This window comes from Pseudomonas sp. SJZ078 (assembly GCF_007828255.1).
GTDB lineage: Bacteria > Pseudomonadota > Gammaproteobacteria > Pseudomonadales > Pseudomonadaceae > Aquipseudomonas.
In genome coordinates, this window is sequence record NZ_VIUG01000008.1 from 40854 (window position 1) to 59260 (window position 18407).

Genomic DNA, 18407 nt, shown 5'->3' on the forward strand with positions numbered 1-18407 from the left:
AAACCCGAAAATCATCAAGTAAAGAATAAAATTATTCGCCTTGGCAGCTGATACGTGCATCTTAGAGAAGAAATTCCCGCTCGTGCATGTAAACATTTCTCTCTATTCAAGGAGACCGTCCATGCCCTCATTCGAAGCCGTCGCCCCGCGCGCCGATGTCTGGCATACCGCCAACGCCCATTGCCGCGTGCAATACCGGTTACTGGCCGAAGCCGAAGCCGATCTGCTCTGCCGGGCCCTTAACCTGTTCGCCCTGCAGGGCCTGATGCCAGAGCAGGTCCACGTCGAACGCCACAATGAGCTGCTGACGATGGAGATCCTTATCGAAGGGCTGAGCTGGCACCGTGCCCAGGTGCTTGCGGAAAAGTTACGCAACCTGATCAGCGTGTGCTCGGTGGATCTGCAACGCCCCGATATTGCGTGGTCTGCGCCGATCCAGGCGACGGCTTGAGGGGTAGCAGGCAAGAATTCGAAACGCATTGGTCGGGTAGTGGCCCAACGGTTCATAAGGTCGAGACTATTCTTTTGCAGACCGACTCGGGGCGCGCAAGCGTCTGTATCGCGGCTTTGCTGCAATTGTCCAATAGGAAACCCGCATGTCCACCAAACACGCCACTCAGGACCGCTGGCTGGACCTCAATGAGCTGCTGCGTCAACTGGTCGCCCAAGGCTTCATCAGCCAGGACTCGGCCGAAACCGCGCTCAATGCCCGGCGACGCCACAACACCAACAGCCAGTTGCATCCGCTGGAGTTCATCGCCAACCAGCATCTGGATGACCTCAGCCGTCCCGGCAAGCGCCTGGACCTGGAGAGCCTGACGCTGTGGTTGTCCCAGCAGGCGGGCCAACCGTACATGCGCATCGACCCGCTGAAGATCAACGTCGCGGCCGTTACGCCACTCATGTCCTACGCCTTCGCCCAGCGCCACAAGATCCTGGCGGTGGCAGTCGATCACGATGCCGTCACCGTCGCCAGCGCCCAACCGTACGTCAGCAGCTGGGAGTCGGACCTGACCCATGTGCTCAAGCTGCCGATCAAGCGGGTGGTCGCCAACCCCGTGGACATCCAGCGCCTGAGCGTGGAGTTCTATCGCCTCGCCAAATCGGTCAGTGGCGCCACCACGACCGAACAGCAACCGAGCAACCTCAGCAACTTCGAACAGCTGCTCAACCTCGGCGCCAGCGACCAGGAGCCGGACGCCAACGACGCGCATATCGTCAACATCGTCGACTGGCTGTTCCAGTACGCCTTCCAGCAACGCGCCAGTGATATCCACATCGAGCCTCGTCGCGAGCAGGGCACCGTGCGGTTTCGCATCGACGGGGTATTGCATACCGTCTATCAGTTCCCGCCCCAGGTGACGATGGCGATCATCAGCCGCCTGAAGAACCTGGGACGGATGAACGTCGCGGAAAAACGCAAGCCCCAGGACGGCCGGGTCAAGACCAAGACCCCGGACGGCAACGAAGTGGAGTTGCGCCTGTCGACATTGCCCACGGCGTTCGGCGAGAAAATGGTCATGCGGATCTTCGATCCCGAAGTCCTGCTCAAGGATTTCGACCAGTTGGGTTTCTCCACCGACGACCTGCGTCGCTGGCAGGACATGACGCGCCAGCCCAACGGCATCATCCTGGTGACCGGCCCTACCGGCTCCGGCAAGACCACCACCCTCTACACCACCCTCAAGAAACTGGCGACGCCGGAGGTGAACCTCTGCACCATCGAGGACCCGATCGAGATGGTCGAGTCGTCCTTCAACCAGATGCAGGTACAGCACAACATCGACCTGAGTTTCGCCGCAGGCGTGCGCGCGCTCATGCGACAGGACCCGGACATCATCATGATCGGCGAAATCCGTGACCTGGAAACCGCCGAGATGGCGATCCAGGCGGCGCTCACCGGACACCTTGTACTCTCGACGCTGCATACCAACGATGCACCGAGCGCCATCAGTCGCCTGCTTGAGCTCGGCGTGCCCCACTATCTGATCAAGGCCACAGTCCTCGGGATCATGGCCCAGCGCCTGGTGCGCACGCTGTGTCCTCACTGCAAGGCGCCCCTGGCCCTGGACGAAGAGGACTGGCAGACCTTGACCCGGCCCTGGCAGGCCCCATTGCCGAGCAACGCCCAACAAGCCGTCGGTTGCCTGGAATGTCGTGATACCGGTTACCGTGGCCGCGCCGGGGTGTACGAAATTCTCCAGCTGAGTGACAGCATCAAGGGGTTGATCCATGCCGACACCGACCTGCTGGCAGTACGCCGCCAGGCCTTCAAGGAAGGCATGCGCAGCTTGCGCCTGTCCGGCGCACAGAAAATCGCCGCCGGGCTGACCACTGTAGAGGAAGTGTTGCGGGTAACACCGCAAAGCGAGCACAAGTGAGCCCGATGACGCGTGGGCAACAGGTCACGGAACTGAATACAGGCGCAGGTAATCCAAAGTCATAGTTAACCCAGTGGAGTCACCATCATGCGTCTCAAACTTGCTGTCGCTACCCTAGCCTTGCTGTCTCTTCCTGTTGGCTCGGCAATGGCCGACACGTTTTGGCGTAACGTCATCTCGTCCGGTGCAACCACCGGTTCCACCTATCTGACTTTCAAGGATCACAAACTGATCGTTGCCGCTCAGGACGACGCCGGCAGCTTTGTCGCCAGTGACGGCAACATCCGCGGCCCGTACCTGGAAGCCGCGATGCAGAAGGTCCGGGCCGATAACCCAGGCTTGCAGGCCACCGACATGGAACTGGCCAACGCGATCCTGGCGAAAAACGCGGTCGCCCAGGACTGATCCAATCCCATGAAAAATGCCGCTCAATGGAGCGGCATTTTTTTGCCTGGCAAATAACTTCCTGTGGGAGCGAGCCTGCTCGCGATACCGGTAGGTCAGCAATATTCATGCTGACTGACACGCCGCCATCGCGAGCAGGCTCGCTCCCACATCAGCTGTTCGTCACTCGCCGATGGTAGCCTTGTAGCTAGCCGCATCAAGCAACTTGCCGAGGTCAGCATCGGCACTGGAAGGCTTGAGCTTGAAGATCCAGGCGTTGTACGGCTCGGAGTTCAGCAGTTCCGGCGAACCGGTCAGCTCTTCGTTGACAGCGATCACTACGCCGTCGACTGGGGCATAGATATCCGAAGCAGCCTTTACCGACTCCACCACGCCCGCCACGTCAGAGGCTTTAAGATCCTTACCGATCTCCGGCAAATCGACAAATACCACGTCACCCAGCGCTTCCTGAGCATGATCGGAAATGCCCACGATGACGTTACCGTCAGCGTCCAACTTCGCCCACTCATGACTTTCGGCAAAACGCAGTTCGGCAGGGATATCACTCATATTCTGTGTCCTCAAGAGAAAGTGTCAGCGGCCAGCGGCCCGCCGTGAACGGTTAAATCAGGGTTTTACCATGGCGGACGAAGGTCGGTTTGACCACCCGTACCGGGTACCACTTACCACGAATTTCCACCTCGGCTCGGTCGGCGGTAGCCGTCGGAACACGCGCCAGGGCGATTGACTTGCTAAGCGTAGGAGAAAAACTGCCACTGGTGATCTCACCTTCGCCCACATCGGCGATACGAACCACCTGATGGGCGCGCAAGACGCCACGCTCTTCCAGCACCAGCCCAACCAGTTTGTGTTGCACGCCGCCCGCCAACTCGGCTTCCAGCGCACTGCGGCCGATGAATTGGCGGCTCGCCGGCTCCCAGGCGATGCTCCAGGCCATGTTCGAGGCCAACGGGGAAATATCCTGGTGGATATCCTGACCATAGAGGTTCATGCCGGCTTCCAAGCGCAAGGTATCGCGAGCACCAAGGCCAATGGGCGAAATGCCCGCCCCCACCAGATCATTGAAAAAGCTCGGCGCCTCGTGGGCGGGCAGGACAATCTCCAGGCCGTCCTCACCGGTGTAGCCCGTGCGCGCGATGAACCAGTCACCGTCGACACGGCCTTCGAAGGGCTTGAGCTGCTGGATCAACTGGCCGCGCGATTGCGAGACCAGCTCGGCAATCTTGTGCCGGGCCTGGGGCCCTTGGATGGCCAGCATCGCCAGTTCGGGACGTTCGCGCAGTTGCACCTCGTATTCCCCGAGCTGCGCCTGCATCCAGGCCAGATCCTGGTCCCGGGTGGAGGCGTTGAAGACCAGTCGGTAACCGTCGTCGACGCGGTAGACAATTATGTCGTCGACGATGCCGCCCTGCTCGTTGAGCATGGCGCTGTAGAGGGCACTTCCCGTGTCCTGCAAGCGATCGACGTCGTTGGCGAGCAAGTGCTGCAGCCAGGCCTTGGCCTGGGTACCGGCAACATCGATCACCGTCATGTGGGATACATCGAACACACCGCAATCGCGACGCACCTGATGGTGCTCCTCGACTTGCGAGCCGTAATGCAGAGGCATATCCCAACCGCCAAAATCGACCATCTTCGCGCCGAGGGCGAGATGAAGGTCATACAGAGGCGTACGCTGTCCCATGGGTTTCTCCTTCCGGGCTTGGCGAAGGTGCGGATGGACACTGCGTAGCGCGAGCGTCTGGAAAAAGGAGTTTTCTGACGCTCTCAGTTGTCCGGTCCGACAGACGGACCGCACCGAATGCCGCGCATTGTAGCCGCATGAGGTAGGACTGGCACCTAGTGTTCTGTCTCGGAAATAAGCTGTTCACTGTTGGCGGCGTCTTGGGCGCCCGGCCGGCGTTGCCACTCCTCGCCATAGCCCTGCTATGACTCGTCGCGGCGCCTTGTCCGGACACCCAAGCCACTCGCCAAAAGAGAACGTATTTCCGAGACAGGACACTAGCTGTTTCGATGGGCCGAACGTCGTATCAATCCGATGACCGGCAACAACCCCACCAGTACCAACGTCAGCGCCGGCAGCGCGGCCCGGGCCCACTCCCCTTCGCTGGTCATCTCGAAAATCCGCACCGCCAGCGTGTCCCAGCCGAACGGGCGCATCAGCAAGGTCGCGGGCATTTCCTTGAGCACGTCGACGAACACCAGCAACACGGCGCTCAGGGTGCCGGGCAGCAGCAACGGCAGATACACCTTGAAAAACATTCGCGGCCCACTGACACCGAGACTGCGTGCGGCTTCAGGCAACGATGGGCGGATTCGTCCAAGGCTGCTTTCCAGGGGGCCGTACGCCACGGCCAGGAAACGCACCAGATAGGCCAGCAGCAGGGCCGACAGGCTGCCCAGCAGCAAGGGCTTGCCCGCGCCACCGAGCAAGGTCGACAGAGGGATAACCAGCTCACGGTCCAGATAGCTGAACGCAAGCATGATCGACACCGCCAGCACCGAACCCGGCAAGGCATACCCCAAGTTCGCAAGCCCCACGCCGGCGCGAATAGCCCGGGTCGGGGCCAGGCGCCGGGCGAAGGCCAGCAACAACGCCACGCAAACGGTGACAAGCGCCGCCAGCCCCCCCAGGTAAAGGGTGTGGACAATCAACCCGGCATAGCGCTCATCCAGATCGAAACGGCCTCGTTGCCAAAACCACACCACCAGTTGCAGAACCGGGATGACAAATGCGCAGACGAATACCAGCAGGCACCAACCGCTGGCCGCTGCTGCCTTGAGACCGCGCAAGGTATACAAAGCCTTGACCCTGGGTCGTTCGTTACTGGCTCGCTGGGCACCCCGGGCCCGGCGTTCGCCGTAGAGCACCAGCATCACCGCCAGCAACAACAGGCTGGCCAGTTGGGCAGCACTGGATAGGCTGAAGAAGCCGTACCAGGTCTTGTAGATGGCAGTGGTGAAGGTGTCGAAGTTGAACACCGACACCGCTCCGAAATCCGCCAGGGTTTCCATCAACGCCAGCGCCACACCCGCCCCAATGGCCGGCCGGGCCATCGGCAATGCCACGCGCCAGAACGCCTGCCACGGCGATTGTCCAAGTACCCGTGCCGCTTCCATCAAGCCCTTGCCCTGGGCCAGGAACGCACTGCGCGCCAGCAGGTACACGTAGGGATAAAAGACCAGGACCAGCACCAGGATCACCCCGCCGGTGGAACGGACCCGGGGCATGCGCAGACCGCTGCCGAACCAGTCCCGCAGCAGGGTTTGCACCGGACCGGCAAAGTCCAGCAGGCCCACGAAAACAAACGCCAGCACGTAGGCCGGGATCGCGAACGGCAGCATCAATGCCCAGTCGAGCCAACGACGGCCCGGGAACTCACACAGACTGGTGAGCCAGGCAAGACTGACACCCAGCACCGTCACACCTGAACCCACACCCACGATCAGCGTCACGGTGTTGCCCAACAGACGCGGCATCTGGGTGTCCCACAGGTGGGACCAGATCTGCGGGTCGATGCTTTGCCAGGACAGCAGCAGCACGCTCAAGGGCAACAGGACCAGCGCGGCGACGGCGAAGACCAGGGGGTACCAGCGGCGTTGGGCGGGATGGGTCAAGGAAGGTGCTCGTTCAAATGATGCATGGGCAGGCTCACACAAAACCTGTGGCGAGGGGATTTATCCCCTCGCCACAGGGAACCTCGCCCCGTATGTCAATTCCAACCCGCCCGGTCCATCATACGAATGGCTTCGGCCTGGCGCTTGCCCGCCACCTCCACCGGCAGCGTGTCGGCCTTGAACTTGCCCCAGGCTGCGACTTCCTTTGACGGCTCCACTTTGGGATTGGCCGGAAACTCCTGGTTCACGTCGGCAAAGATACTTTGCGCCTCGGGCGTGGTCATCCACTCCACCAGTTTCTTCGCCGCCTCCGGGTGCGGTGCGTGCCGGGTCAGGCCGATGCCCGACAGGTTGATGTGCCCCCCCCGGTCGGCCTGGTTCGGCCAGAATAGCTTCACTTTCAGGTCCGGCTTCTGCTGGTGCAGACGGCCGTAATAATAGGTGTTGACGATACCGACATCGCATTGCCCGGCATTGATCGCCTCAAGCAGCGCGGTGTCGTCGGAGAACACGTCGGTGGATAGGTTCCGGACCCAGCCCTTGAGGATCTTCTCGGCTTTTTCCGCACCATGGGTTTCGATCAGGGTGGCGGTCAGGGACTGGTTGTAAACTTTCTTCGAAGTGCGCAGGCACAGACGACCTTCCCATTGGTCGTCTGCCAGGGCTTCGTAGGTGGTCAGCTCGTCGGGTTTGACCCGGTCGGTGGAGTAGGCAATGGTCCGTGCCCGCAGGCTCAAGCCGGTCCAGGCATGGGAAGAGGCACGGTATTGGGAGGGGATGTTGGCGTCGATCACCGGGGAGGTGAATGGCTGGAGAATCCCCATCTGCTCGGCCTGCCAAAGATTGCCGGCGTCCACGGTAAGCAACAGGTCGGCGGTGGCATTTTCACCTTCGGCCTTGATGCGCTGCATCAACGGCGCTTCCTTGTCGGTAATGAACTTCACCGATACACCGGTCTTTTGGGTGTAGGCATCGAAGACCGGCTTGATCAGCTCATCGATGCGCGAGGAGTAGACCACCACCTCATCGGCGGCCTGCGCGGCAGTGGAGCCGATCAGGGTCAGGGCGAGGGCGGACAGCAGGCGCTTGGGTGCCAACATGGAAGCGGTCTCTCGATGGGTGAACGAGCGCAAATGATAAAGACTCACATTTGGCAGCTCAATCAAACAGTGGGTGGAGACATTTCCAAATGTTGCTGTCGTGGGGAATGGGATGGCTGCTCGCGATGAGGCCATAAGCCCAAGGCCAAAATCTCAAGCCTTGGCCAGATCCGGCAGATCCCCGATCAACCCCAGCGCCTCGCGCACGAACAACGCCTTGGCCTCGGGCAGGCGGTCCACCAGCTTCAACCCGGTATTGCGCAACCAGCGTACCGGCAATGGATCGGCCTGGAACAGCCGCTCGAAACCTTCCATCGCTGCCATCAGCGCCAGGTTATGGGGCATGCGCCGCCGCTCGTAGCGGCTCAGCACCTTGACGTCCGCCAGCCGCTCGCCTCGTGCGGCGGCCTGCAGCAGCACTTCGGCCAGCACCGCCGCATCAAGGAAACCCAGGTTCACGCCCTGCCCGGCCAGCGGGTGAATGGTGTGGGCCGCATCGCCGATCAAGGCCAGGCCTTCGGCCACGTAGCGTTTGGCGTGGCGCTGGCGCAAGGGTACGCACAGGCGCGGATCGGCGCTGAGGACCTGGCCGAGCCGGCCTTCAAAGGCCCGCTCCAGCTCGGTGCAGAAACCGCCGTCATCCAGCGCCATCAAGCGCTGCGCCTCGCCAGGGGTCGTGGACCAGACAATCGAACACCAATCGTGCCGGCCGTCGCGCTCCAGGGGCAGGAAAGCCAGCGGACCGTTGTCGGTGAAGCGCTGCCACGCCGTCATTCGATGGGGTTTGGTACTGCGCACGCTGGTGACGATGGCATGGTGCAGGTAATCCCACTCGCGGGTGGCGACCCCCGTCAGGCGGCGCACGGCGGAATTCGCGCCATCGGCGGCGATGACCAGCGGTGCCCGCAGGGTGCGACCATCGGCCAGGGTCAGCAGCCAGTCATCGCCGGAGCGGCGCATCTGCTCGAGTCGCGCGTTGGCGAGCAGACCCAGGTCGCAATCATGCAACCGGTCCAGCAATGCATCCTGCACCACACGGTTTTCAACGATATGCCCCAGGGTGTCGGCATGCAGGCTTTCGGCGGAAAAATGAATCTGTCCGGTGCCGCTGCCATCCCAGACGTGCATGTCGGTGTAGGGACTGGCGCGGCGGGTGGCGATGCCATCCCAGACGCCAAGGCGTTCGAGGATCCGCTGGCTGGCCGTCGACAAGGCACTGACCCGGGGTTCGAATGCCGCCTGGGAATCGAAGGGTTTGACGCTCATCGGGCTGCCGTCGAGCAACAACACCTGCAAGCCACTGCTCTGCAACGCCAGCGCAAGGGCGCTGCCGACCATACCGGCGCCGACAATCAGCAGATCTGCACGCAATTCCATGCTTTATGCCTGTTTTGCGGGCGACATGAGCCGCCCATGAAAAGAATATTCAATCCCATGCCTACACATCGGGCCGGGTCCCAAGGCCCATGGCCTGACGGGCGAACCAGCGCTTGGCGGGGGGCAACGCGTCGAGACCGAGCAAGCCGAGGTTACGGGCCACCGACACCAGTGGCAGGCGACTGCTGAACAGCCGCGTGACCTGGTCGGAGAAACCCACCGTCAAGACCTGGTCCATCCGCTGGCGCTCGCGATAGGCTTGCAGCACGGCAAAATCCCCCGGGGCGCTTTCACTGTCCAGCAAGGCATCGGCCAGAGCCTGGGCGTCGCGCAGCGACAGGTTGAAGCCCTGCCCGGCAATCGGATGCAAGCTGTGGGCGGCATTGCCCAGAATCGCCAGATGCGGGCGCACCTGCTCCTCGGCCTCCACCAGCGCCAAGGGGTACAGATGTCGCACGCCCACCTGTTTCAAGGCACCCAGGCGATAGCCGAACACACTCTGCAATTCGCTGAGGAAACTGCGCTCGTCGAGGTCCGCCAGCCGCTGTGCATCCATGCCCTGACGGGTCCAGACCAGGGCGCAGCGATTCTCCGGCAGCGGCAGCAAGGCCATCGGGCCGTCATCGGTGAAGCGCTCGAAGGCCATGCCGTCGTGGGCTTCACCGGGAGTGATGTTGGCAATCAACGCGCTCTGGTCATACGGTCGATGGCGTACACCGACGCCCAACTGTTCCCGAAGACCGGAACGGCCGCCGTCGGCCAGCACCGCCAGGTCGCACTCCAAGAGCGTTTCGTCATCCAGGGTCAGGCGATAACCGCCCTCCTGCGGCTCCATCCGAGTGACTTGCGCCGGGCAACGCCAACTGACCACGTCCTTGTCCAGGCCTTGCCACAGGCACTGACCAAGCCAGGCGTTTTCCACTACATAGCCCAGGGCCGGGACACCTTCCTCGCTGGCCGACAGCCTCGCCGTGGAAAACCGTCCCCGATCGGACACATGGATCTGCTTGATAGGCTCGGCACGCTGGGATATTTCCTGCCAGCGTCCCAGGCGCTGATAGATTTGCCGGGAGCCAAAGGACAACGCCGAGGACCGGGCATCGTAGCTCGGTTGCCAGGCATGGCCAGGGGCGAAGGGCTCGATCAGGACGATCTTCCAGCCCCGGGCCTTGGCACCCGCTTGCAGGGCCAGTGCCAGGCTCGCACCGACCAGGCCACCGCCAATGATGGCCAGAGTGACCCGACTCATGCCACTTGTTCCCGTGCATCGGCCATCAGGGCCTCGATTTCAGCGACGGTCTTGGGCACGCCCCGGGTCAGGATCTCACAACCGCTTCTGGTCACCACCACATCATCCTCGATACGCACACCTATGCCGCGCCATTTTTTCGCTACGCTGCGGTTGTTTGGAGCAATGTAGATGCCCGGCTCCACAGTCAGTGTCATGCCGACTTCCAGCACCCGCCATTCACCGCCGACGCGGTATTCGCCCACATCGTGCACATCCATGCCCAGCCAGTGGCCAGCGCGGTGCATGTAGAACGCCCGGTAGGCTTCGCTGGCGATCAACTCGTCCACCTCACCCTCCAACAGCCCAAGGCGCACCAGCCCCTCGGTAATGACCTGGACCGTCGCCTCATGGGCCTGGTTCCAGTGCTTGTCCGGCGCGATCTCGGCAAACGCCGCTTCCTGGGCCGCCAGCACCAGCTCGTAGATCGCCTTCTGCTCGGGGGAAAACCGGCCGTTGACCGGCCAGGTCCGCGTGATGTCGCTGGCGTAGCAGTCGATTTCACAACCGGCGTCGATCAGCACCAGATCGCCATCCTTGAGCAGCGCGTCGTTCTGCTGGTAATGCAGGATGCAGCTATTGCGGCCCGCCGCGACAATCGAGCCATAGGCCGGCATTTTCGCCCCGCCCTTGCGGAACTCGTAATCCAGCTCGGCTTCCAGGCTGTACTCGTAGAGCCCGGGCCGCGCCGCCTGCATCGCCCGGACATGCGCCTGGGCGGAGATCCGCGCCGCTTCACGCATGACCTTCACTTCCGCCGCCGATTTATACAGGCGCATGTCGTGCAGCAAATGATCCAGGGCAACGAATTCGTTCGGCGGCTGGGCGCCGAGGTTGGCCTTGGAGCGAATCACGTTGATCCACTCCATGAGGTGCCGGTCGAATTCCGGGTTGCTGCCCATGGCCGAATACACCCGGTCGCGGCCTTCGATCAGGCCCGGCAGGATGTCGTCGATGTCGGTGATGGGAAATGCGTCGTCGGCGCCGTAATCCCGGATCGCGCCTTCCTGCCCGGCGCGCAGGCCATCCCACAACTCACGCTCGGCGTTGCGCTCGCGGCAGAACAGGATGTATTCGCCATGGGCCCGTCCAGGCATCAACACGATCACCGCCTGCGGCTCGGGAAAGCCGCTGAGGTATTGGAAGTCGCTGTCCTGACGGTAGACATGCTCGACGTCGCGGTTGCGGATCGCAACGGCGGCGGCGGGCAGGATTGCGATACTGTTGGGCTCCATCTGCGCCATCAGGGCCTTTCGACGACGGCTGTATTCCGACTTCGGGATATGAATCATGGGCAGACGGTATTCCCTCTAAAATTCAATGCAAGGATGGCTTGGGGGCCGCTGCATCGGTTTTCCGGGTCTCGGTGAACAGCAGCAATGGCGCGACCCGCAGGTACTCCATCACTTCCATGTAGTCGCTTTCGCCGTCATCGGACTCTTCCAGTGCATCCTGGACCTGGGAAATCGCCGCCAGGTCCTGCAGCACTTCCTTCGCCTCCTCACTCAGCGCGTATTCGCGGCGGGTCAAGCCGAAGCCAGCGAGGAAGCCCTGGCACCACTGACCCAAGGCAGCAGCGCGCTCGGCCAGCGGCGCGTCGTCGGTGGGCAGCAGCAGGACCACGGTCATGTCATCGCTGGTCAGCTCGCCCTTGACCATTTCCTGCAAGCCGATGAGAGCGTTGCGGACGTTGTCAGCCGGCTCGCCTTCGAGCAGCTCGGCAGCGTCGGCCAGCCAGCCTTCGGCGTCGAAGCCGGCGCCCGCGCAGCTACGGCCGAGCAGCAGGCCATGCAGTTCGGCAGGCGATACGGGGTGGCCGCTGGTGCTCAGCAGGGTGGCGAAAGCTTGATACGGGGAATTCTGAATGGGCATGGGCAGCTAGGCGCCAGACGGCGCTATGTCTAGAATGGAGGCCTTGTATCCTACATCGACAGACTCGCCAAGACTATCAGAGGCTGTGCGACACACCTCCCCATCAGACACAATCTTCAGTGGACACAATGGAAGACACCGACCTGCAAGCGCTGATGGCCAGACTCGAATTGCTAATTGACCGGGTCGAGCAACTAAAGAGCCAGAACGGACTCTTATTAGCTCAGGAAAAAACCTGGCGCGAGGAACGCGCTCACCTCATTGAAAAAAACGAAATCGCCCGGCGTAAGGTCGAATCGATGATTTCGCGCCTCAAGGCCCTGGAGCAAGACTCATGAGTTCAAGCAATAGCGTTACCGTGCAGATCCTCGACAAAGAATATTCGATCATCTGCCCCCAGGAAGAGCGCAGCAACCTGGTGAGCGCCGCCCGTTACCTGGACGGCAAGATGCGCGAGATCCGCAGCAGCGGCAAAGTCATCGGCGCCGACCGCATCGCCGTGATGGCTGCCTTGAACATCACCCACGACCTGCTGCATCGCCAGGATACGCCGGATATGCAGGTCAGCGGCTCGACCCGTGAACAGGTGCGCGACCTGCTGGAACGGGTGGATCTGGTGCTGGCCACCGATCCGGACGTCAGCAAGGGCTGATTCGCGAAGCTGCCTGGGGTATACTTGCGTCACTCCCTGGGGTGCTTGCCAGTTGGTGATGTCCCTGAGCCGATACGCACAACCACGGGGGTTGCACGTTGGGGCCGGTGTGCATGTCCGCTTGACGGAAAGCCTTAACGCCTCCTGCAACTTCCACCTTGAACTCTCGGGTTCAAGGGCTAAGCCGGCAGCGGTTCATCCGGGGAGCCTGATTTCCAGACAATGCCAGTCTTCAAGACTGGCATTGTCGTGTCTGGCGCAGGCATTTCTGGCGACAACGTTTGCGGTTACGCTGTGCCATCCAAGCCAGACTCGAAGCATCGATCATGTCCGAACCCGCGTTGCTGCCCCGCCCCCAACTTCGACGCCTGCTGCGCCAGGCCCGTCGCGCCCTGACGCCCGCCCAACAACGACAAGCCGCCCAGGGACTCTACCGGCAATTGGCCCAACATCCGATGTTTCGCCGCGCCAGGCACATCGCCCTGTACCTGCCCAACGACGGCGAGATCGATCCACGCCTGCTGCTGCGCGCCGCCCAGCGCCGGGGCAAGGCTACTTACCTGCCAGTGCTCAGCCCATGGCCGCGGACCAAGATGGTTTTCCAACGCATCCGCCCCGGGGAACAACTACACCCCAATCGTTTTCGTATTCTCGAACCACGGATCGACCTCGCCCGGCAACGCAAGGTCTGGGCATTGGACCTGGTATTGCTACCGCTGGTAGGGTTCGATGATGTGGGCGGCCGACTGGGCATGGGAGGCGGATTCTATGACCGCAGCCTGGCGTACCTGGCGCGACGCAAGCTATGGCGCAAGCCGACGTTGCTGGGGCTGGCCCATGAATGCCAGAAAGTCGAAAGACTGGCGCAGGCGAGCTGGGATGTACCATTGCAAGGAACGGTCAGTGACAGGCATTGGTATATTGCAGGGTAGGCGCCGCGAAACTCAGCGGCGCCTGGAAGACAGTTTCAGCGTTTAAGCGGTGGCGCGGGTTGGGTGACATCCATCGGCGCCTCGGTCTTGCTGGCCCACAGGCTTTGGGCGTAACCCGTGGTCACGACACCCAGACCGAACAGAATGACCAGAATCCACAACAAATCCGGTTTGCGTTTCATCGATTGCCCCCCTCAAGGCATATCACACACGATGACAGCAGCGGTTTTCTTATTGGCCGTGCAGCAGCGTCAAGCTTGGAAGGCCGGCATTTTGCGACAACCTTGATCGTCACGCAAACGCTGGCGTCAACCGACCGTCGGTTTGTCATAAAATCGCTGAACTATTTTTAGCACACCGCCCAGGAGTAGAAGTCATGGCCTATTGGCTAATGAAATCCGAGCCCGACGAATTGTCCATCCAAGGCCTGGAAAAACTCGGCCAGGCCCGCTGGGACGGGGTCCGCAACTACCAGGCGCGCAATTTCCTGCGGGCCATGGCGCAGGGCGACAGCTTCTTTTTCTACCATTCCAGCTGTCCGGAGCCGGGCATTGCCGGCATCGGACAGATTGTCCGGACGGCCTACCCGGACCCGACGGCACTCGAGCCCGACAGCCACTACTTCGACCCGAAGGCCAGCCTGGATAAGAATCCCTGGACCGCGATCGATGTCGCCCATGTCGAAACCTTTCCCCGCGTGCTGAAACTCGACTACCTCAAACAACAGACCGCCCTGGCCGAGATGCCACTGGTGCAGAAGGGCTCACGACTGTCGGTGATGCCGGTGACGGCAGAGCAGTGGGCGGCGGTAGTTGCGTTGAAGCCGTAAAGATGCGGCGTTTCACACACCGCCTTCGCGAGCAAGCCCGCTCCCACAAGGACTGATGATGTTTCTTGTGGGAGCGGGCTTGCTCGCGAAGGGGCCCGCCCAGGTAATACATGCCTTACTGAATGATCAGGTTGTTGAACAACAGATCATCCACCATCGGCTTGCCGGTCTCATCGTTCATCACTTGCTGGGTCTGCTTCAACGCTTCCTGGCGCAACTTTTCCTTGGCTTCAAGGTTGTTCATGGTCTCGCTGGTCTGCTGGGCGAACAGCGCAACCAATTGGTTGCGAATCAGCGGTTCATTGGCCTTCACCGCCGCCGCAGCGGCATCGCCGGTCACGCGCAGGGCTACGTCGGCCTTATAGACCTTCAATTTCGCCGTGCCATCCAGACCGTAGTTACCCACGAAGGGCGGGCTCAGGGTGATGTAGCTGACCTTCGGCGCCTCCCCCTCTTTTGCTTCCTTGGCCTCTTCGGCCATCACTGCCGCAGGCAGCGACAGGGCCAGCATCAACACGATCCACGCTTTCACATTCGACTCCTCATCCGGTTTTGCGGCCCAGCATACCGACCCGCCGTTCAAGCACAAGCTTATGGCCGGCTATCAGGACGGGGCATGCTCGTTGACCCGTTGACTCTCACACCTACACTTATCGGCCATCACTCCCAAAGGAATAGCCCTGATGAAAGCCGTGCTGTGCAAAGAATTCGGCCCCGCCGAATCGCTGGTGCTGGAAGACGTCGCCAGCCCCGTCGCGAAGAAGAACGAAGTGCTGCTGGACGTGCATGCCGCCGGGGTGAACTTCCCTGACACGCTGATCATCGAGGGCAAATATCAATTCAAACCACCCTTCCCGTTTTCTCCCGGCGGCGAAGCGGCGGGTGTCGTCAGGGAAGTGGGCGAAAAAATCAGTCACCTCAAGGTCGGTGACCGAGTGATGGCACTGACCGGTTGGGGCAGCTTTGCCGAACAGGTCGCGGTGCCGGGCTACAACGTGTTGCCGATCCCGACCTCCATGGACTTCAACACCGCCGCAGCCTTCAGCATGACCTATGGCACCTCGATGCATGCCCTCAAGCAGCGCGCCAACCTGCAACCCGGCGAAACCCTGCTGGTGCTCGGTGCCTCCGGCGGCGTGGGCCTGGCAGCGGTGGAGATCGGCAAGGCCATGGGCGCGCGGGTGATCGCCGCCGCCAGCAACGCGGAAAAACTGGCCGTTGCCAAGGCCGCCGGCGCCGACGAATTGGTCAATTACAACGAAACCAGCCTCAAGGACGAGATCAAGCGCCTCACCGACGGTCAGGGCGTCGACGTCATCTACGATCCTGTGGGCGGCGATCTGTTCGACCAGGCCATCCGCTCCATCGCCTGGAATGGCCGGCTGCTGGTGGTTGGTTTCGCCAGTGGACGCATCCCCGAACTGCCGGTGAACCTGGCCCTGCTCAAAGGCGCGGCCGTGGTGGGTGTGTTCTGGGGCTCCTTTGCCCAGCGCCAGCCTCAGGACAACGCCGCCAACTTCCAGCAATTATTCGACTGGTTCGCCGAGGGCAAACTCAAGCCGCTGGTCTCGCAACTGTACCCACTGGATAACGCCGCCCAGGCGATCAATGACCTCGCCCAGCGCAAGGCTGTGGGAAAGGTGGTTGTGCAGGTGCGTTGACTACATCGATGCGTCCCCGACGCCCACGGCGTCAGGCCGCGACTGCCCCGGTATCGAAACGCTTGCGGCACCGAGGCCCACAACGTCGCCAGCTTATGCCTGGACGACGAGTTCGTTTATGAACATCCCCCCGGCAACATTTCCCCCGTGCAGAGCAAAACAAGCGATGCTATTTTCGGTAACGAAACTGTAATATTCGCATTCGCAGTCATAACAAGAATCCGGAGTCCTTGAATGTTTGCTTTCTTCCGCCCTGCCGCACACCAGGCACCCCTGCCTGACGAAAAAATAGACAGCACCTACCGACGCCTTCGTTGGCAGATTTTCGCCGGGATTTTCATTGGGTACGCGGGCTACTACCTGCTGCGCAAGAACTTCACCCTGGCATTTCCAGACTTGATCGCCCAAGGTTATACAAAGGGCCAGCTCGGCGTGGCGGTATCGGCGATTGCGATCGCCTACGGCCTTTCCAAGTTTCTGATGGGCATCGTGTCCGACCGTTCCAACCCTCGCTACTTCCTGCCCTTTGGCCTGGTGATGTCCGCCGCGGTGATGTTCGTTTTCGGTTTCGCACCGTGGGCGACGTCCAGCGTGACCATCATGTTCATCCTGTTGTTCATCAACGGCTGGGCGCAAGGCATGGGTTGGCCACCGAGCGGGCGAACCATGGTGCACTGGTGGTCGCAGAAAGAACGCGGCGGTGTGGTTTCGGTATGGAACACCGCACATAACGTCGGCGGCGGCCTGATCGGCCCGTTGGCGATTCTCGGCATGGGGTGGTTCAACGACTGGCACAGCAAGTTCTACGTGCCGGCCGCCGTGGCCCTGCTGGTGGCTGCATTTGCCTTCATTGTCATGCGCGATACCCCGCAGTCAACCGGTTTGCCACCCATCGAGAAGTACAAGAACGATTACCCGGAAGGCTACGACGCCAGCCACGAGAACGAATTCAGCGCCAAGGAAATCTTCGTCAAGTACGTGCTGCGCAACAAGATGCTCTGGTTCATCGCACTGGCCAACGTCTTCGTCTACTTGCTGCGCTACGGCATCCTGGACTGGGCGCCGACCTATCTTAAAGAGGTCAAGCACTTCGACTTCGACAAGACGTCCTGGGCTTACTTCCTGTACGAATGGGCAGGGATCCCCGGCACGCTGCTGTGCGGCTGGATGTCGGACAAGATCTTCCGTGGCAACCGTGGCCTGACGGGCATGGTGTTCATGGCCCTGGTGACGGTCGCGACCCTGGTGTATTGGCTGAATCCGCCGGGCAACCCGATGATCGACATGATCTCGTTGTTCGCGATCGGCTTCCTGATCTATGGCCCGGTGATGCTGGTGGGTCTGCAGGCGCTGGAATTGGTACCCAAGAAAGCGGCCGGTACGGCTGCCGGTTTTACCGGCCTGTTCGGTTACCTGGGCGGTTCAGTCGCGGCCAGTGCCATGATGGGTTACACGGTGGACTATTTCGGCTGGAATGGCGGTTTCATCCTGCTGATCGCCGCGTGCCTGCTGGCCATGGCGTTCCTCGCGCCAACCCTGGGACACAAGCAAGTCAGCAGTCAGAGCCGCGAAGCGGTGGCCTGATCGAGGGTTGATCTGCAACGCTTGAGCCGCGCCTCCAGATTCCGATCCGGCATGGCGTGGCTGCGCAGGGCGTGAATGGTCTGCTCGACATAATCGCGGGTAGTGCCGAAACGCCCGCAGGCGCTTTCAAACACTTGGCTCAGCACATGGTCCGGCAGGTTGCCGGCATAGCTGGGCAGGTGTCGCTCCAGCACAAAGCCCAAGGCCTGCACACGGTTGCCGTTCTCGAGCCGGCAACTGAGCCAGTGCGGACGATAGGATGGAACCGGCATCTCTCGCTGCCACAAGGCAAACAACGAGTCCTCGAGATTCTCCTCCGGCAACCGGTAGGCGAAACCGCTGCATGAGCCACCACGATCCAGTCCGAACACCAGCCCCGGCAATTCCGGCGTACCGCGATGCTCATGGGACCACAAGTACAAACCGCGATGATAACCGTGGACCCGCCCGCGTATCCGCTCCACTGCCGTGCATTCCGGCCGCCAGATCAATGAACCGTAAGCGAACAGCCAGACCGGACCGCCTTGGTGAAGGCGCATGGTCGACTGCATCGACGTGAGCAATTGTTCTCGGGTCAGTTGCGCGCCCAGATCAAGTCGTGGCGGATACAAGGCGCAGCCAATGGCGGTTTCGATAGCGGTCATGGCCGGTAGCAGTAAGCTCCTCACAAGGATCGGGAATGGATCGGCGCGCGTCATGGGCCTGACG

20 protein-coding genes and 1 other RNA gene are annotated in these 18407 nt (G+C 61.5%); 10 read left to right on the top strand and 11 right to left on the bottom strand.

Annotated elements, in window-relative coordinates:
• Positions 1-121: 121 nt before the first annotated feature.
• The 3 genes from FBY02_RS09900 to FBY02_RS09910 all read left to right on the top strand — a co-directional run bounded on the left by FBY02_RS09900 (position 122) and on the right by FBY02_RS09910 (position 2786).
• A complete protein-coding gene (locus FBY02_RS09900) occupies positions 122-451 on the top strand; it encodes a hypothetical protein (protein ID WP_144926662.1) in 330 nt (109 codons plus the stop codon).
• A 145-nt stretch (positions 452-596) separates the two neighbouring features.
• Positions 597-2381, top strand: coding sequence for a GspE/PulE family protein (locus FBY02_RS09905; protein ID WP_144926665.1), 1785 nt, complete (start codon positions 597-599; stop codon positions 2379-2381).
• Positions 2382-2465: 84 nt separating this feature from the next.
• Entirely contained in the window at positions 2466-2786 is a 321-nt protein-coding gene (locus FBY02_RS09910; RefSeq protein ID WP_173668678.1) for a DUF2388 domain-containing protein, read from the top strand.
• Positions 2787-2948: 162 nt separating this feature from the next.
• Here the strand turns inward: FBY02_RS09910 and gcvH are convergent, their stop codons facing one another.
• The 8 genes from gcvH to FBY02_RS09950 form a co-directional block, all read right to left on the bottom strand.
• The gene (gene gcvH, locus FBY02_RS09915) at positions 2949-3335 is read right to left on the bottom strand and encodes a glycine cleavage system protein GcvH (protein WP_144926668.1); all 387 of its coding nucleotides are present in this window, start codon (positions 3333-3335) and stop codon (positions 2949-2951) included.
• A gap of 52 nt (positions 3336-3387) precedes the next feature.
• Positions 3388-4470 carry a glycine cleavage system aminomethyltransferase GcvT gene (gene gcvT, locus FBY02_RS09920; protein ID WP_144926671.1) on the bottom strand — a complete coding sequence of 361 codons (1083 nt, stop codon included), beginning with the start codon at positions 4468-4470 and terminating at the stop codon, positions 3388-3390.
• 317 nt (positions 4471-4787) lie between these two features.
• Positions 4788-6404: an iron ABC transporter permease gene (locus FBY02_RS09925; protein WP_144926674.1), complete on the bottom strand. Its 1617-nt coding sequence runs from the start codon at positions 6402-6404 to the stop codon at positions 4788-4790.
• A gap of 95 nt (positions 6405-6499) precedes the next feature.
• The gene (locus FBY02_RS09930) at positions 6500-7504 is read right to left on the bottom strand and encodes an extracellular solute-binding protein (RefSeq protein WP_144926677.1); all 1005 of its coding nucleotides are present in this window, start codon (positions 7502-7504) and stop codon (positions 6500-6502) included.
• 153 nt (positions 7505-7657) lie between these two features.
• Complete coding sequence (locus FBY02_RS09935) at positions 7658-8875, bottom strand: 2-octaprenyl-3-methyl-6-methoxy-1,4-benzoquinol hydroxylase (protein WP_178112057.1); 1218 nt, start codon at positions 8873-8875, stop codon at positions 7658-7660.
• 67 nt (positions 8876-8942) lie between these two features.
• A complete protein-coding gene (gene ubiH, locus FBY02_RS09940; RefSeq protein ID WP_144926682.1) occupies positions 8943-10130 on the bottom strand; it encodes a 2-octaprenyl-6-methoxyphenyl hydroxylase in 1188 nt (395 codons plus the stop codon).
• Positions 10127-11461 carry a Xaa-Pro aminopeptidase gene (pepP, locus tag FBY02_RS09945; protein ID WP_144926685.1) on the bottom strand — a complete coding sequence of 445 codons (1335 nt, stop codon included), beginning with the start codon at positions 11459-11461 and terminating at the stop codon, positions 10127-10129. The genes ubiH and pepP overlap by 4 nt, the downstream gene beginning before the upstream one ends.
• 25 nt (positions 11462-11486) lie before the next feature.
• Positions 11487-12041 (bottom strand): YecA family protein, encoded by a 555-nt coding sequence (locus tag FBY02_RS09950; RefSeq protein WP_144926688.1) that lies wholly within the window; start codon positions 12039-12041, stop codon positions 11487-11489.
• Between the two features lie 128 nt (positions 12042-12169).
• On the opposite strand from FBY02_RS09950, the gene FBY02_RS09955 reads away from it, so the two are divergent.
• The 4 genes from FBY02_RS09955 (at position 12170) to FBY02_RS09970 (ending at position 13625) form a co-directional block, all read left to right on the top strand.
• Entirely contained in the window at positions 12170-12379 is a 210-nt protein-coding gene (locus tag FBY02_RS09955) for a TIGR02449 family protein (RefSeq protein ID WP_003177365.1), read from the top strand.
• Positions 12376-12693 carry a cell division protein ZapA gene (locus tag FBY02_RS09960; protein WP_144926691.1) on the top strand — a complete coding sequence of 106 codons (318 nt, stop codon included), beginning with the start codon at positions 12376-12378 and terminating at the stop codon, positions 12691-12693. Before FBY02_RS09955 ends, FBY02_RS09960 begins: the two co-directional genes overlap by 4 nt.
• Before the next feature lie 30 nt (positions 12694-12723).
• A non-coding RNA gene (ssrS, locus tag FBY02_RS09965) (6S RNA) lies at positions 12724-12903 on the top strand.
• A gap of 116 nt (positions 12904-13019) precedes the next feature.
• Positions 13020-13625: a 5-formyltetrahydrofolate cyclo-ligase gene (locus FBY02_RS09970; RefSeq protein ID WP_144926694.1), complete on the top strand. Its 606-nt coding sequence runs from the start codon at positions 13020-13022 to the stop codon at positions 13623-13625.
• Positions 13626-13660: 35 nt separating this feature from the next.
• Here the strand turns inward: FBY02_RS09970 and FBY02_RS28090 are convergent, their stop codons facing one another.
• Positions 13661-13807: a hypothetical protein gene (locus tag FBY02_RS28090; RefSeq protein WP_162843591.1), complete on the bottom strand. Its 147-nt coding sequence runs from the start codon at positions 13805-13807 to the stop codon at positions 13661-13663.
• Between the two features lie 194 nt (positions 13808-14001).
• Here FBY02_RS28090 and FBY02_RS09975 point away from each other — a divergent pair, with 194 nt between their 5' ends.
• Positions 14002-14454: an EVE domain-containing protein gene (locus FBY02_RS09975; protein ID WP_144926697.1), complete on the top strand. Its 453-nt coding sequence runs from the start codon at positions 14002-14004 to the stop codon at positions 14452-14454.
• A gap of 115 nt (positions 14455-14569) precedes the next feature.
• On the opposite strand, the gene FBY02_RS09980 is transcribed toward FBY02_RS09975, so the two are convergent.
• The gene (locus FBY02_RS09980) at positions 14570-14986 is read right to left on the bottom strand and encodes a flagellar basal body-associated protein FliL (protein WP_144926700.1); all 417 of its coding nucleotides are present in this window, start codon (positions 14984-14986) and stop codon (positions 14570-14572) included.
• A gap of 151 nt (positions 14987-15137) precedes the next feature.
• Here FBY02_RS09980 and FBY02_RS09985 point away from each other — a divergent pair, with 151 nt between their 5' ends.
• Together FBY02_RS09985 and glpT are read left to right on the top strand one after the other, a co-directional pair.
• Entirely contained in the window at positions 15138-16115 is a 978-nt protein-coding gene (locus FBY02_RS09985; RefSeq protein WP_144926703.1) for an NADPH:quinone oxidoreductase family protein, read from the top strand.
• A 234-nt stretch (positions 16116-16349) separates the two neighbouring features.
• Positions 16350-17699: a glycerol-3-phosphate transporter gene (glpT, locus tag FBY02_RS09990; RefSeq protein ID WP_144926706.1), complete on the top strand. Its 1350-nt coding sequence runs from the start codon at positions 16350-16352 to the stop codon at positions 17697-17699.
• Here the strand turns inward: glpT and FBY02_RS09995 are convergent.
• Positions 17675-18343: a gamma-glutamylcyclotransferase gene (locus FBY02_RS09995; protein ID WP_144926708.1), complete on the bottom strand. Its 669-nt coding sequence runs from the start codon at positions 18341-18343 to the stop codon at positions 17675-17677. The two genes, glpT and FBY02_RS09995, sit on opposite strands and share 25 nt — an antisense overlap.
• Positions 18344-18407: the final 64 nt, after the last annotated feature.

Coding starts and splice junctions, on each gene's coding strand:
- FBY02_RS09900 (WP_144926662.1), top strand. CDS start 122: ATGCCCTCATTCGAAGCCGTCGCCCCGCGCGCCGATGTCTGGCATACC.
- FBY02_RS09955 (WP_003177365.1), top strand. CDS start 12,170: ATGGAAGACACCGACCTGCAAGCGCTGATGGCCAGACTCGAATTGCTA.
- gcvT (WP_144926671.1), bottom strand. CDS start 4,470: ATGGGACAGCGTACGCCTCTGTATGACCTTCATCTCGCCCTCGGCGCG.
- FBY02_RS28090 (WP_162843591.1), bottom strand. CDS start 13,807: ATGAAACGCAAACCGGATTTGTTGTGGATTCTGGTCATTCTGTTCGGT.
- glpT (WP_144926706.1), top strand. CDS start 16,350: ATGTTTGCTTTCTTCCGCCCTGCCGCACACCAGGCACCCCTGCCTGAC.
- FBY02_RS09905 (WP_144926665.1), top strand. CDS start 597: ATGTCCACCAAACACGCCACTCAGGACCGCTGGCTGGACCTCAATGAG.
- FBY02_RS09985 (WP_144926703.1), top strand. CDS start 15,138: ATGAAAGCCGTGCTGTGCAAAGAATTCGGCCCCGCCGAATCGCTGGTG.
- pepP (WP_144926685.1), bottom strand. CDS start 11,461: ATGATTCATATCCCGAAGTCGGAATACAGCCGTCGTCGAAAGGCCCTG.
- ubiH (WP_144926682.1), bottom strand. CDS start 10,130: ATGAGTCGGGTCACTCTGGCCATCATTGGCGGTGGCCTGGTCGGTGCG.
- FBY02_RS09950 (WP_144926688.1), bottom strand. CDS start 12,041: ATGCCCATTCAGAATTCCCCGTATCAAGCTTTCGCCACCCTGCTGAGC.
- FBY02_RS09995 (WP_144926708.1), bottom strand. CDS start 18,343: ATGACCGCTATCGAAACCGCCATTGGCTGCGCCTTGTATCCGCCACGA.
- FBY02_RS09975 (WP_144926697.1), top strand. CDS start 14,002: ATGGCCTATTGGCTAATGAAATCCGAGCCCGACGAATTGTCCATCCAA.
- FBY02_RS09970 (WP_144926694.1), top strand. CDS start 13,020: ATGTCCGAACCCGCGTTGCTGCCCCGCCCCCAACTTCGACGCCTGCTG.
- FBY02_RS09960 (WP_144926691.1), top strand. CDS start 12,376: ATGAGTTCAAGCAATAGCGTTACCGTGCAGATCCTCGACAAAGAATAT.
- gcvH (WP_144926668.1), bottom strand. CDS start 3,335: ATGAGTGATATCCCTGCCGAACTGCGTTTTGCCGAAAGTCATGAGTGG.
- FBY02_RS09930 (WP_144926677.1), bottom strand. CDS start 7,504: ATGTTGGCACCCAAGCGCCTGCTGTCCGCCCTCGCCCTGACCCTGATC.